This is a genomic window from Shewanella sp., from assembly GCF_048265805.1.
In the GTDB taxonomy this organism is placed as follows: domain Bacteria; phylum Pseudomonadota; class Gammaproteobacteria; order Enterobacterales; family Shewanellaceae; genus Shewanella.
In genome coordinates this window covers 224,196-236,669 of record NZ_JBLXAT010000002.1, presented here as the reverse complement: position 1 = coordinate 236,669, position 12,474 = coordinate 224,196, and the positions used below count along the sequence as shown (strand labels likewise).

The window sequence follows — 12,474 nt, the reverse complement described above, 5'->3', positions numbered from 1 at the left end:
GTATTCTGTTGTTATTTTTTTAGTGATGCAGGTGGATTAACCCAGTAGTTGGTGTGACCGCGAGAATAGCTGGGGATAACGGTGGCATCAGCGGTCGGTGGATACATTAGCGCATCGGTGTACGTCACAAATTTTGTATTGTCTTTGGCGCGGCCAGAGATAGGTGTGCCAGTGTAACCAAGGTAAAAAGCTGAATTAATCTGCTGTAAGGTAACGGCCATTTCTGGGTTATCCAGCAGTGCATGACCGTTTAGGTCATCGGCACTGGTTAAGCCCGCTTGTTTAATAGCGCTAGCAGCGTTGTGTGCTTTCGTTAAAAAATCTTTATCGCCTGCCATTAAGCAATCAAACGCTCGTTGAATGACCACTTCATCAAGCTGTGGCTTGCCAGTAATAAAGTGTGCCAGTTGGCTGAAAGATTGTTGTTCTTTGGTTAGTGATGCTGCATCTGCCCACGCAATGGCAGGCTTTAACATTGCCGCCCCCGCTAACACCATGCCTGATGCTAGAAAATGCCGACGGTTTAAGATAACAGCAGATTTAGTATCTGTTTTTTTATTCAAGGTAGTCACTCCGCATTGACAAGAAACAACGACAAAGGGCGTTGTTTTGTTCTCACTTTCTTAACCTACGCTTAATTTAGCTAGCGAGCAATTAAGCAACTTGTTGTTTTTATTTGAAATCAAAACACAAAATTAACATCTGTACCCAGAAAGATGTCTTGTGCGCTTTGCTAATCTGCCCGCGTGTTCAGTGTGATGCGGTGCAATATATCTGAAAAAGTGTGCAATAGATCACATGGTGAAAGGTGCGCCATATCAGCACTTGCTTGCCATCAGTTCTCGCAGCAGAACAGTGAACGATTGGATGGTTTTTAATCGGTATTGCTGATGAAAAGAATGACGCGCCAAAGCAGTGATTGATAAACAATCTGTAATGTTTTAGACATATTTAGTTACGATTTACAGGCAATTAAAATGTGGTTATAGGCCGAGGGAGAAATCCCTACAGTTGTCAGCGCTGCTAATGCCGCAAGATAAAGGCGAACGCTAAGGTTCACCTTTATCTGTCAGGGAGCGGTTAAGCGGTCAGCTTAGAAGCGGTATTCTAAACCGATAGATGCCTGTTTAAAGTCGGTGCTGGTATCTGCGCCATCGACTACATCTCCTGCATCAATTTCGGCGTCATACCAAGTGTATTCGGCATTGATAAGGAAGTTTTCGGTGATTTTAAAACCGACACCCGCACCAGCAAATACGCCAGTATCATCATCGCCACCGTTAATACCTGCTACGTGGTAATCGGTGTCATACCAGAGTTGACCGCCTTTGGCGTAGATTTCTACGCGCTCGCCAATCGGTGCAATCAGTTTCAGCGCGGCGGTGTAACCATCGGTTTCGGCGCCAGCAACGCTACTGCCGTATTTACCGAAGTCGATGTAGCTCCCTTCCAGCGCGATATAACGGTTAAATTTATAACCAATCAATCCCTGGATAACATCGTTGTCGTCGTCAAAATCATCATCGCCATCAATTTTCAAATAGCCGTAGTTACCGCCGACATAAAGACCGCTGTCATTTTTGACATCTGATTCAGCTGCCATAGATGCAGCACTATAAGTGGTGGTTAACGCTAAAGCGGCTAAAAGCACTGGTGTTAATTTTTTCATCTTGAGACTCCTGATTATCTTCCTGATTCGAGAGATATTTTCACTTGTATTTCTCAATGTGCAGTTGGATATAAACAAAGCCTGTGCCAAGACGGGATGGCGATTCATTTTGTTAACATCTGCCGAGTAGCAAAGATAAAAACACTAGGTTTTTCATAGATCTCAGCCATCAGCCTTTGAACAGCTTTGTAATTGGTGTGTTTTATTTTTGTTTTCACTGTTTTTACGTTTAATTTTAATGGGTTAGTGGTCGGAAATTTATTCATTCTGATCGGAAAAAACTGCTGCCGAAGCCAACACGCAACTCACCTGTGAACTGATGATTAGTGGTTTATGGCACATCTGCGCGAGGCATTATTGGGTGGGAGTCTGTCCGCGAACTGTTGGCGCTTAGCTACGCTACCGTGTGCCATGTGCTGATAATTGAGTAACGGCAACATACGAGTAACCATGCCGCGAGGCTTGGCGGTGTTGGGTGTCTTTAAAGCTTTACGAGCCGTTCGGATGACAAGCAAAATTTATCTGATAACGCGCAAGTAAACGCGCTACAAATACATGCTAAACCACTATAATAGTTTAGCTTTTTGATGAAGAAATCGGCGTGTTTTCGCTGTTTTTATCAATATAAGTCATTGCAAAACGTGGTTCGATAGAGAGGCATATCATGGCAAGGCATCTGCGGGTGTTGGTGTTTGGTTTGGGAGTAACGTTAATGATGGGGGCGTTAGCACGAGTGACCATGGCTGAGGAGCAAAACAGCGCCATTCAGTTACGCGCAGCGGGCAGTTTGAAAGCGGCGATGACAGAGATAATTCGACAATACCAAGCTGAAACACAGCTAGAGGTGGTGGCGCAGTTTTCATCATCTGGCATCTTACGGGAACGGATCGAAGCGGGTGAAAAAGTCGATATTTTCGCCTCTGCCAATATGCAACATCCACAGGCACTAGTGGATGAACAGCGTGGCACTAACGTGGTGATGTTCGCTCGTAACCAACTGTGTGCCTTGGCACAGCCGAACTTGCCATTAACGACCGGCAATTTTTTGGAAGTGCTGTTAGATCCCGAAACCAAACTGGGAATTTCTACGCCGAAATTCGACCCGGCAGGCGATTATGCATTAACCGTGTTCGAAAAAGCGGCAGCGTTACTGCCTCAAGCGCAAACGATATTAACCAAAAAGGCGTTAAAGCTGACCGGTAGCCCTGACAGTGCCAAAGCGCCAGCGGGACGCAATCTGTACGCGTGGGTGATGGAGAATCAGCGGGCCGATGTGTTACTAACCTATTGCACCAATGCGAGGTTGGCACAGCAGGATTTTCCTGATCTGCAGATTGTTAACTTACCTGCTGAGCTTGCCGTTGGCGGTAACTTCGGCTTAGTGGTGTTGAACGGCGCGCATCCTCAGGCCGCCTCACTGGCGGATTACATTCTGTCTAATAAAGGCCAAGCGGTGTTGGCTGAGTATGGCTTTCTACCGCCACTGTCAGAGTGACACGCTGATTAGCGATATAAACGAGCTGGGCGGAGCTGGGAATTCGCCCTTTTTATAGGCATGTCCCATCCTGAAATACGTTGTCATAAAGAAGCCCTCTTTATGTCGACCAATCTTAGCACTAGACAGTTTCTACTATCCTTGCGGCGTTTAGGTGTGCGTTTGGCTGAAGAAGCCTAGAGCAGGTGTAAATCCTGAATGTCGCTAGTGCGTTAACAACGATTGCTGCAGCTTAGGTGGCGGGCAATGGGCTGGTGAATGTAGCGAATCTTGATGGATTTTTGTAGTGTTTTTATCCAATAAAACGCTTAATTAGTGGTTTAATGTGTGTAGTTAATTTGTATGTGAAAAGTTTACATCCAATATTGACATGATTTTTAATTAGATCTACTTTATGCGCCGAGATACGAACAGCCCTATGGTTTCTCCCTTTCGCTTTCTCTCTGTATCTCACCTTTATGTTGTTAAATAGGCCGCTAACTCAGTTGGCAGAGTAGTTGACTCTTAATCAATCGGTCGTGGGTTCGAGCCCCACGCGGCCTACCAACATCCCCTTTTCGACTCGCTATTTTCCTCTTTTTTCGACTGATTTTTGTGGCATTGCACCTGATTTTGCTCATCCATACGCCATTAATGGCACTCTTTGGCAAAAAACATCACAATAGCCACCCTGTCGCGGTGAGTGCCTGTTGGCATTGATGCTCATTGCGCTATCGTATTTCTGCGTTTCAAAGTGAAAGAGAGAATATATGGCTACGCCGCCAAAGCGAGCATCTAAACCTGCAGCCAAACTAGCCACAGCTATGGTGGCTAAATCTAAGCCAGTGGCGAGTACAACTAAGCGTAAGACGCCGAAAACAGCACACAGCACTAGGCCTGCTGCAACGGCAGCACATCACGCTAACGCGTCCCCGCTCAAGGTTATCGTGGTGAACAGCGCGGCTGGGCTACATCAACGTAATCGCCATCGCGGTAGTTATGACTTTACTGCCTTGGTAAAAGTGGAACCAGCGTTAGCAGGTTATGTGACCAAGAACCCGCGTGGGCAAGATACGATTCCGTTTGCCGATGCCGCAGCGGTTAAATTATTGAATAAAGCCCTGTTGGTACAGCACTACGGTATTCGCCATTGGGACATTCCCGCAGGTTTTTTGTGTCCGCCAATTCCCGGCAGAGCCGACTATATTCACCGCATTGCTGAGCAGTTATATAAGGATTGTCCCGCGCTGTCACAGCAGTCGCTGCGAATGCTGGATATTGGTGTGGGCGCCAACTGTATTTATCCCATTATCGCGCGTGTGGAATATGGCTGGCAGGTGGTGGGCAGCGATATTGACCCTGTCTCGGTCAAAAGCGCGCAAACTATCGTTAACGCCAATACCGCACTTAAAGGCCATATTGAGTGTCGCTTGCAGCACCAGTCACAGCAGATCTTTAACGGGGTGATTAAGGCGGGGGAGCGCTTCACGCTAACCACCTGCAATCCGCCATTCCATAGCTCACTGGCAGAAGCACAGCAGGGGACGCAGAGAAAACTCAATAATCTCACTAAGAATCAACATAAGCGTGGCGCACAGGCTGCGGTTAATGCGCCTAGCGGTAAAGGCGATGTGGCGCTTAACTTTGGCGGGCAGAAGGCTGAGCTATGGTGCCCAGGGGGCGAAGCGGCATTTTTAAAAAATATGGCCTTTGAAAGCGCCCAGTTTGCCGAGCAAGTGCTGTGGTTTAGCAGTTTGGTCTCGAAAAGTGACAATGTACGTTGGTTGCGTAAACAGCTAGAAAAAGCGGGCGCGGTTGAGGCCAAAATTGTGGAGATGGCACAAGGGCAGAAGATTAGCCGTTTTGTGATGTGGAGCTTTCTAACTAAGGCTCAGCGGCAGGCCTGGTGCGCTAACTAGCTAGACCAGCGGCGGCATCCAATAGTGAGCCGCCATGGTAGCAGCTGCCTTTTATCTACCGTTAGAAGGCTGCTCGTTATCGTCGCTGTTGCGTGCCGTGATGGTGTCACTCGGTGATGCTGGCGTTTGGCAGGCGAGGGCATCATGACTCTTTGCCATACGCAGCAACATGCGATGGCCAATATTGTTGTTCCAATTAAAGCTGTTTTGCAGCACAACCACGGCGGTATTGAGGCGTTTGTCCATGCCGATATAGCTAGAAAATCCCCCAATAAAACCTGATTGATACAATATCTGCTCGCCATCAATGTCGTTACTCAACCAGCCTAATCCTACCGAATCAGCATCTGCCACTCGCAATCTCATGGTGGTGGCATCGCTGAAGGCGCGATCAATCAGTGAATCGTGAGTACCGTACAAGTGATATTTGGCATAGGCGAGCAGGTCATTAGCGCTGCTCCATAAATTGGCGGCGCCCACCATATAACCGCGAAACTGCCAATCTGGCACTTGGTGACCACGAGCAATAAATTTAGGTTGGTCACCCGCATGGCCGCGTGCACGCTGCGCATACCCTGGCAGTGATTCAGGCTGATAACCGGTGTTTTTTAAGCCCAGCGGCTCAAGTAGCAATTGCTGGGTAAGCTGTTCTACGGGTTGCCCAATACGTTGTTGTATCGCGTCGTCAAGAATACTGTAACCAAGATTAGAGTAGATTACTGTCGGTACGGCGGGTGGCTCAAATGATGCGAGATAGTCGTTAAAGTCACCGTTATCTAATCCAGAGTAGAACTGATTGCCCGTGAATAGATAACCAATAAATTGGTGCAACATCGTAAAGCTATTGATTTGCCGTGGAAGCCCCGATGTGTGGCTGGCTAATTGTTCGATAGTGACATTGGCCGCGCCTGCACTGAGGGGGGTGTTAGGCAGTAACTGTCCGAGCGATTCGTGCCAATGAAATTGTTGTTGTGCCACTAGCATGGCTATGGTTTCTGCGGTAAATCCTTTGGTGACTGAGCCTACGGCAAATAACGTATCGCCGGTTAATGGGAGCTGCTGCGTGTCATCAGTGTAGCCATAACTGAACACCTGAGTTTGGCCTTGCGGGGTTAATACCGCCACGACCATACCGGCGGATTCTCCCGATTCAATCGTTGGAACCGCTAAAGTATCCACTTGTTCTTTAAGTGACACATGACAATAAGCCAGTGGGTTATCTTCATCTACATTATTGCTGGAGAGACTACTACAACCACAAAGTACACTGCTTATAAGCAGTAAGAGACTGATTCTGTTCAACACTGTTTATTCTTATTAAACAACCGCATTCTTGTTGGAGTGAATGCCAATAAAAAGAAGACTACTTAACGCGCTACGATATTGATGTCGAACGCCAGCAGGGTGTAATGATGTTGCTATTACCTAAGACAGGCCATTGTCTAGAAGGAGGCTGCCTTGTCGAGAAACTTTAATAAAAAGTGGGAGCATCATCATTTTTGATGGAATGGCACTTCCATGTTTATTTGGTCGATTGCTGCATGTAATCCATTATATGCCGCCGATTTTCCGCCAAGGTGGGCAAGAATATCCTGCATCGCACGCAAAAATCTAGCAATATTCGCCTGAATAAGCGGGCTGGATCATACTTTGATCACCGCGTGGAACGTCAGGGCGAGAGTATGAGTGTTCACTATTTCATCAGATTGATAATTAACTGGTCTTCGTATCATTTTGAACAACACAAACCGTATAATTTCAAAACGAAAACTGTTCACATTCTAATTAATTTTTGTTCAATAAATGTTCGCTAATTCACCCTACATGGAACATCTGTTTATTGAAATGAACCGAGTAAGCGCATTATTATCCCCAGCCTAGTCCATGTGTTTGTTGGCTTAATTGACACTCTTTTAAGTTGCATGTTCATAATGCGCGATTCAGTGAGTATGGTTTTATACCGCTGATGTTGTTCTCGCTCTGAGCCTGCAAACATGATGTTAGCTGACTGGTCAATGGCGTTTATGTTGTCTTAACTGTGGCTGCTAATTCGTGCTCGCAGTGGTGTTAATCGGCAAATCCGTGGTTGTTAAGGCAAACTTGGAATCGGCTGTTGCGAACGTAACGGCTGTATCCATTACATCTTCCCTTACATTGGTTCACGTTTATTTAAACATTGGCATTGACAATGTTCCCGTCATTATTGGTTATTCATAGCGATAAATCCGCCTTCATTTGTTTTTAACTTGTTGGTTGTAAAGATATTTTAGATCTTTATTGCTATTGGTGACGACTAAAGTGAGCGTTTATTGCGTACATCAGATATCGGCTAACACTTAAAACTAATTGTTATATAACAATGGGTTAGTTATGGTTTGTTTTGGCCTTGCTTCATAAGCAGGTGATGGGGCTGTGCTGATTACACTGATATTTGCTGGTACAGACAAGGAGTTTTTAAGTGACAAGCGCTAGCAAAAGAAAAGGAATTTATTGGGCGGTGGCATTGGTTATTATCGCCGCGGGAGTGATTGTTATGACCTCAAAAGAAGCTGACTACCTTACGCTCGATCAGTTGGACGATACTGAACAAGGTCTTTTCATCAAAGGTACGCAGCAACTTTACACCGGCGAGGCACGCTATTACCGCGAAGACGGCTCTCTGAAACAACAAGCGCAGGTTGTTGACGGCAAACTTCATGGCTCATTTGTGAGTTACAACGCCGATGGCAATGTTGCTTATAAGGTCGACTATAAGCATGGCAAGCAAGATGGCGTGCTGCGGGTGTACACGGACGATGGCCGCCTAAATAAAGAGGTGCCATATAAAGATGGCAAGCTCAACGGCACTGAGGAAATCTTTGGCTTTGAAGATGGTTTATTGTCAGAGAGTATTGATTATCTCGATGGTGAAAAGCACGGCGTGCACATAAAGTACTGGGCACCTAAGGTGAAGAGCTACGAGATACATTTCGAACATGGCAAAGAAAACGGTTTGTGGACCAGATACACGGGTGATAACAATATGCCGCTGATGCAGGGCATGATGGTTGATGGTGCTGAAGAGGGAAAATGGACTCATTACTTTGACGGTACCGATATTGTTAAAGGCATTGCTCACTTTAAAGCTGGGGTATTACACGGCGATTATGTTCAGTACTACCAAGATGGTGTAATTGAAGAATCCGGCCATTATGATAATGGTAAACGCGTGGGCCTTTGGCAGGACTTTTATGATAACGGCGCCATAGAGTGGGAACGTCACTTCAACAATGATGAGCTCGATGGGCTATCTACCACATATTATCGCGACGGTAGACTGGAGAGTCAGGAGCTGTACCGCAATGGCGAGAGGCTAACCACTAACGCGGAAACCACCGCCAACGACTAATACCTGCTTGGCTGGCTGAGCGATTTGCCGGACGTTACGGCGAGTACATCACAACCACCAAGAAAAACCGTTACTGTCATTGATAGTAACGGTTTTTTGTTACTGATATAGCGCCGCCCACATGGTTTAACCTTTTGCTGTATGGCTTGCGCTGCGAAATCAGCCTACAGCATTCGTTATGCGTTTTGTCCATGTGTGTTCTGGTTTTTACGCTAATCACTCTGCCATTAAACATAGTGTGGTTGACTCAGCGGGTGACTGCTGGCAGGTTTAGTAATATCTGAAGTTGAATAGTGACATTGTTCGCTATGTGGTCTAAGGATTAACCACATTGGAGTCATGCATGAGAGTCATCGCCATAACTGCTGCCTTGCTAATGGCTAGCGTTAGTGCAATATCATCGGCAGCGACGATAATGCCAGCGGTTTTGGAGCAATCTCTGGCGTTACCGGCCTACCAAATGACTTATTTGGCAAAGCAAAATCAGCCTGTCAGTGGTGATTATTTTGATCTCCATGATATGCACTTCACGCAGCAACAGAATAACGCCACGCGTACAGTGATTGTTCCTGCTAATAAACAGCAAGGTGCCGCTGAAGTATCGACTGAACTTACGCCAACCTCGTTAGTGAAAGGTGAGCAAGCGCCTGCGATCAAAGGCAAGAATCTGCTCGGACATGAGGTAACGGAAAATTGGTCAAGCAAGCAGTTTGTATTAATCAGCGCCTTTTTTGCTGATTGCACGGGGTGCGCCAATGAGATCCCTGCCGTAAAAGATTTTGCTGAACGACATCCCAACGTGAAGATTCTTTATATCACGTGGGATTCGATAGAAAACAGCCGCAAGTTTACCAGTCTGAATGATTTGGAGGCGTTAATCATTGCTGACGCCAAACCTTGGTTGCAACAAGTGGGAGTTAGCACCTATCCGACGCTGATGCTGTTATCACCCACGGGACGTTTGTTGTATGCCGATGCTGGCGATGACGCCGACGGTAGCGCATTACAAAAAATGGCCGAGTTGCTTATCCCAGCAGTTTAACGTGCCTGCAATCGCCGCACGTTAGCTTACTTCCAACGCGGTAAGCTGTTCGTTCAAACTCGCCCAACGCTGGCAGGCGTCGTAGCAGGCCTTTGCCATAATGGGCAGTTCTTCAAAAGCGGCTGGAAGCCGATCTTCCACTAAGTCATGTAACTCGCCTGCTCGCTCAGAGGCGATACGTTTCGCGCGCCGGACCTCTTTTTGCAGTTGTTCCAGTTGCTGTAGTTCCATCATGCTGTTCCTTACTGTTAGCCGAGTTAAAGTGAGCAGCATCAAGAATTAAGCCAACAGAAAAGTCACATATAATCATATTGTTAATAAATAGTAGTGCGTGCAATTACGACAAAAAAATAGCTTTTTGGCGGGTTAATGACAAAGCGCCGAGCATGACTGTCAGACATTGCTTGTTTGCGCCGTTACGCGATGCCAGCACTACACGTCTGCACCGTAATAAATGCCGTGCAGCTGCATTTGCGGCAGGCGCACATTCTGATGAAAAATCTGCCGTTACTGCAAGCCAGTGCTTAACAAGGTTTTATAAATAATTACATCAACTTAGCTAAAGCTTGTCTTATCGATTATTAACTATTAATAATAAAGCCATTGAGGAGTTATTGTTTCATTTGGATGGGTGGCTATGGCGGAAGACGTCTTGAAAGTCCTAATCGTTGATAACGCTCCACTGATGTGTGATTTCGTACACTCGGTGGTGGCGCAGATGGACGGACTGACGCTGTTGCGAGCGAACAGCTATCGTACCGCATGCGACATCTTAGCCAGTGAATCGATAGCCATCCTGCTGACCGAACTGAATATTGATGCGCAGGCCGATTTAGGGCTAGCGCTTATTGGCCGTTTACGGGCTGATGAATTTGCCGCAACCTCAGCGCGTATTCCGATTATTGTTTGTAGCAGTGGTGCCAATCGCAGTTTGGTACGTGACGCATTGCTGTTTGATGTGGCGGACTTTCTCATCAAACCCATTTCCACCGATATTGTGCAAGCCAAGCTGGTGCAGCATCTGGCTCAGCCCAAAGAGCTAAAATCGCAGGCATTTTACCAAAAGTTGCAGCGCTATCGTGCCCAACAAGCGGAAGAGAAACAACCACTCCATAATGAATCTCGTGCCTGGGTTGTCCTGCCTGAGCAAGATAAGCCAGAGTTCACTGCTGACGATGAAAGTGACGATAGCGATGCCTTATATAGCATGGAGGAGTTTATTCGTTGGCCGGACTATGTTTCCACCGGTAACGTTGTGTTAGATAAACACCTGCAACGGCTATCATTTCATGTGAATGGTTTGCACTATGCTTACAAGCACCGCCGGCCGCTGGCGGTGCTCACAAAGGAGCGCGAGAACGTCTGCCAAGCGATGACTTTTCTGGCCCAAGTGGTTAGCAGAAGTTACGCAGATAATGCATCTGATCCTTTGCTGCAGCATTTGCAGCAGAGCCTTGATACGTTGAATGATCTCAACAAACAGCTGCTGGCACTGGATCTTGTGCGTCCGCAAAAGCTCGCTGAGGTGTTGCGCGATATCTCACACTGGTGGTTGGCCACCTGTAGCCGGCAATTCATGGAGAAAACACAGCACTAGCGGGAATATCGGTTCACTAAGCCACAGATGAGCAGTTGAAGCCTCGGGTTGCAGCGCTTTACTGCATCTAGCGTGCTAAGTAGCTAGGGGGCGAATAAGTCCCGTGTGTGCACAGCATGGGGATACAGCTTTCAAATGCCGATAGTCTACTGCCGCTAAATTCCGCGATTTTTATTCGACAACTCAGCCGCTTATATGTGATGCTGCGCGGCACTTATTTCCCTTTTATCTCGTTTGGATGTTCTATGAAGCAGTTATTACTTCTCATGAGCTTATGTTGGTTGGGGTGTTCGTCGGCATTGGCAGTGGAACTTGGCTTTAGCGGTATGACACAAGTCAACGACCACGCGTATTTGGTGGTGCTGGATAAGAAAGTGTTTCATAAAGGTGAGCGCGTAGGCGTGCTCAACATCACTAAAAAGGGCAAGCAGAAGTTTACCCCTGTTAGCATTGATGACTGGCGTGATGATGACGGACAAGCCAGCGATCTCGAATCGGTTTGTAAGTTGCCACAGGCGGACGATGAATATCTGTTGGCGGAGTCAGGCTACTGGAATGGTAAGTTTGGCCGCATTTTCCATATCCAACTGCAACAGCAGCAGGCCAAGGTACTGCATGTTTATCATCTGCCCAAGTATGTGAGCAACTCTGAGCCGGTTGATGGTGATAACTTTGAAGGCTTGGCATGTATTGCCAATGGTCAGCAAACATTTGTGGTATTAGGTGAACGCGGTGGCAGTGCCTTATATCCCTCAGGTTTACTTAGGTTTGGGGTGATGGATGCGCAGAGCGCTGATATTGATTGGCAGACTTATGCAGACAAGGCGCTTACGGTGAGCGCGCCCGGTCAATGGCATAACGCCAAGGGAAAACGCAGTATTTCCGATCTCTATCTCGACCCACAAGGCACCTTATGGACGGTAGCCACTGAGGATGCGGGCGACCAAGGCCCGTTTCGCTCGCTGATCTATGCTGCCGCTCAGCTAGTGGAGCCGACTAATGCGCAACCACTACCGCTGAAAATCACTCATCAGCCGCAAGCGCAATGGCAAATTGATGGCTTTAAAGTGGAATCTCTCGCCGCGCCTACCACGCGCATCAGCCATAGCGTCATGAGTTTTGGCACTGAGGATGAAGATTACGGTGGTGTGTGGCGGGTGTTGTTTGCACCGGTTAACAATCTAGCAAATTAGCCTGTTTAAGCGCATTTGTATGATTAAAGTGAGCTGGTTGGTATGTGCTGACTTATTTTTATTGCGTAGCTTATTATTTTAGATAATGCTTAATTTAATAGTTAGTTGTTGTTTTACTTGTCCTTGCTGGCGGCTGGTTATACTGGCAACTTGTTAAGTTACATATCTTTGTTTAGTTTTTAATGATGTATC

10 protein-coding genes and 1 tRNA gene are annotated in these 12,474 nt (G+C 46.8%); 7 read left to right on the top strand and 4 right to left on the bottom strand.

The genetic code is table 11. The annotated features are described in order from the left end of the window. Nucleotides 1-11 precede the first annotated feature (11 nt). Nucleotides 12-563, bottom strand: coding sequence for a sugar dehydrogenase complex small subunit (locus ACN0TT_RS02340; RefSeq protein WP_417760523.1), 552 nt, complete (start codon nt 561-563; stop codon nt 12-14). Nucleotides 564-1,093: 530 nt separating this feature from the next. Then, a complete protein-coding gene (locus ACN0TT_RS02335) occupies nt 1,094-1,669 on the bottom strand; it encodes a porin family protein (protein ID WP_417760522.1) in 576 nt (191 codons plus the stop codon). 664 nt (nt 1,670-2,333) lie between these two features. Between ACN0TT_RS02335 and ACN0TT_RS02330 the strand changes: the two genes are divergently transcribed. The 3 genes from ACN0TT_RS02330 to rlmF all read left to right on the top strand — a co-directional run bounded on the left by ACN0TT_RS02330 (nt 2,334) and on the right by rlmF (nt 5,062). Beyond that, a complete protein-coding gene (locus tag ACN0TT_RS02330; protein WP_417760521.1) occupies nt 2,334-3,164 on the top strand; it encodes a molybdate ABC transporter substrate-binding protein in 831 nt (276 codons plus the stop codon). Between the two features lie 470 nt (nt 3,165-3,634). Beyond that, nucleotides 3,635-3,710: transfer RNA gene (locus ACN0TT_RS02325), tRNA-Lys, on the top strand. Between the two features lie 203 nt (nt 3,711-3,913). Then, nucleotides 3,914-5,062, top strand: coding sequence for a 23S rRNA (adenine(1618)-N(6))-methyltransferase RlmF (rlmF, locus tag ACN0TT_RS02320; RefSeq protein WP_417760520.1), 1,149 nt, complete (start codon nt 3,914-3,916; stop codon nt 5,060-5,062). A gap of 51 nt (nt 5,063-5,113) precedes the next feature. Here rlmF and ACN0TT_RS02315 read toward each other — a convergent pair whose 3' ends face one another. Next, nucleotides 5,114-6,367 carry a serine hydrolase domain-containing protein gene (locus ACN0TT_RS02315; RefSeq protein ID WP_417760519.1) on the bottom strand — a complete coding sequence of 418 codons (1,254 nt, stop codon included), beginning with the start codon at nt 6,365-6,367 and terminating at the stop codon, nt 5,114-5,116. A 1,228-nt stretch (nt 6,368-7,595) separates the two neighbouring features. Here ACN0TT_RS02315 and ACN0TT_RS02310 point away from each other — a divergent pair. Then, nucleotides 7,596-8,450: a toxin-antitoxin system YwqK family antitoxin gene (locus ACN0TT_RS02310; protein ID WP_417760518.1), complete on the top strand. Its 855-nt coding sequence runs from the start codon at nt 7,596-7,598 to the stop codon at nt 8,448-8,450. 415 nt (nt 8,451-8,865) lie between these two features. Continuing rightward, a complete protein-coding gene (locus ACN0TT_RS02305; RefSeq protein WP_417760517.1) occupies nt 8,866-9,492 on the top strand; it encodes a TlpA family protein disulfide reductase in 627 nt (208 codons plus the stop codon). Nucleotides 9,493-9,513: 21 nt separating this feature from the next. Here ACN0TT_RS02305 and ACN0TT_RS02300 read toward each other — a convergent pair whose 3' ends face one another. Beyond that, nucleotides 9,514-9,726: a CCE_0567 family metalloprotein gene (locus ACN0TT_RS02300; protein WP_417760516.1), complete on the bottom strand. Its 213-nt coding sequence runs from the start codon at nt 9,724-9,726 to the stop codon at nt 9,514-9,516. A 403-nt stretch (nt 9,727-10,129) separates the two neighbouring features. Between ACN0TT_RS02300 and ACN0TT_RS02295 the strand changes: the two genes are divergently transcribed. Both ACN0TT_RS02295 and ACN0TT_RS02290 read left to right on the top strand, forming a co-directional pair. Further along, nucleotides 10,130-11,089 (top strand): response regulator, encoded by a 960-nt coding sequence (locus tag ACN0TT_RS02295; protein WP_417760515.1) that lies wholly within the window; start codon nt 10,130-10,132, stop codon nt 11,087-11,089. A 245-nt stretch (nt 11,090-11,334) separates the two neighbouring features. Then, nucleotides 11,335-12,282 (top strand): esterase-like activity of phytase family protein, encoded by a 948-nt coding sequence (locus tag ACN0TT_RS02290; protein WP_417760514.1) that lies wholly within the window; start codon nt 11,335-11,337, stop codon nt 12,280-12,282. Nucleotides 12,283-12,474 lie beyond the last annotated feature (192 nt).

Coding starts and splice junctions, on each gene's coding strand:
- ACN0TT_RS02335 (WP_417760522.1), bottom strand. CDS start 1,669: ATGAAAAAATTAACACCAGTGCTTTTAGCCGCTTTAGCGTTAACCACC.
- ACN0TT_RS02330 (WP_417760521.1), top strand. CDS start 2,334: ATGGCAAGGCATCTGCGGGTGTTGGTGTTTGGTTTGGGAGTAACGTTA.
- rlmF (WP_417760520.1), top strand. CDS start 3,914: ATGGCTACGCCGCCAAAGCGAGCATCTAAACCTGCAGCCAAACTAGCC.
- ACN0TT_RS02310 (WP_417760518.1), top strand. CDS start 7,596: ATGACCTCAAAAGAAGCTGACTACCTTACGCTCGATCAGTTGGACGAT.
- ACN0TT_RS02305 (WP_417760517.1), top strand. CDS start 8,866: ATGCCAGCGGTTTTGGAGCAATCTCTGGCGTTACCGGCCTACCAAATG.
- ACN0TT_RS02300 (WP_417760516.1), bottom strand. CDS start 9,726: ATGATGGAACTACAGCAACTGGAACAACTGCAAAAAGAGGTCCGGCGC.
- ACN0TT_RS02295 (WP_417760515.1), top strand. CDS start 10,130: ATGGCGGAAGACGTCTTGAAAGTCCTAATCGTTGATAACGCTCCACTG.
- ACN0TT_RS02290 (WP_417760514.1), top strand. CDS start 11,335: ATGAAGCAGTTATTACTTCTCATGAGCTTATGTTGGTTGGGGTGTTCG.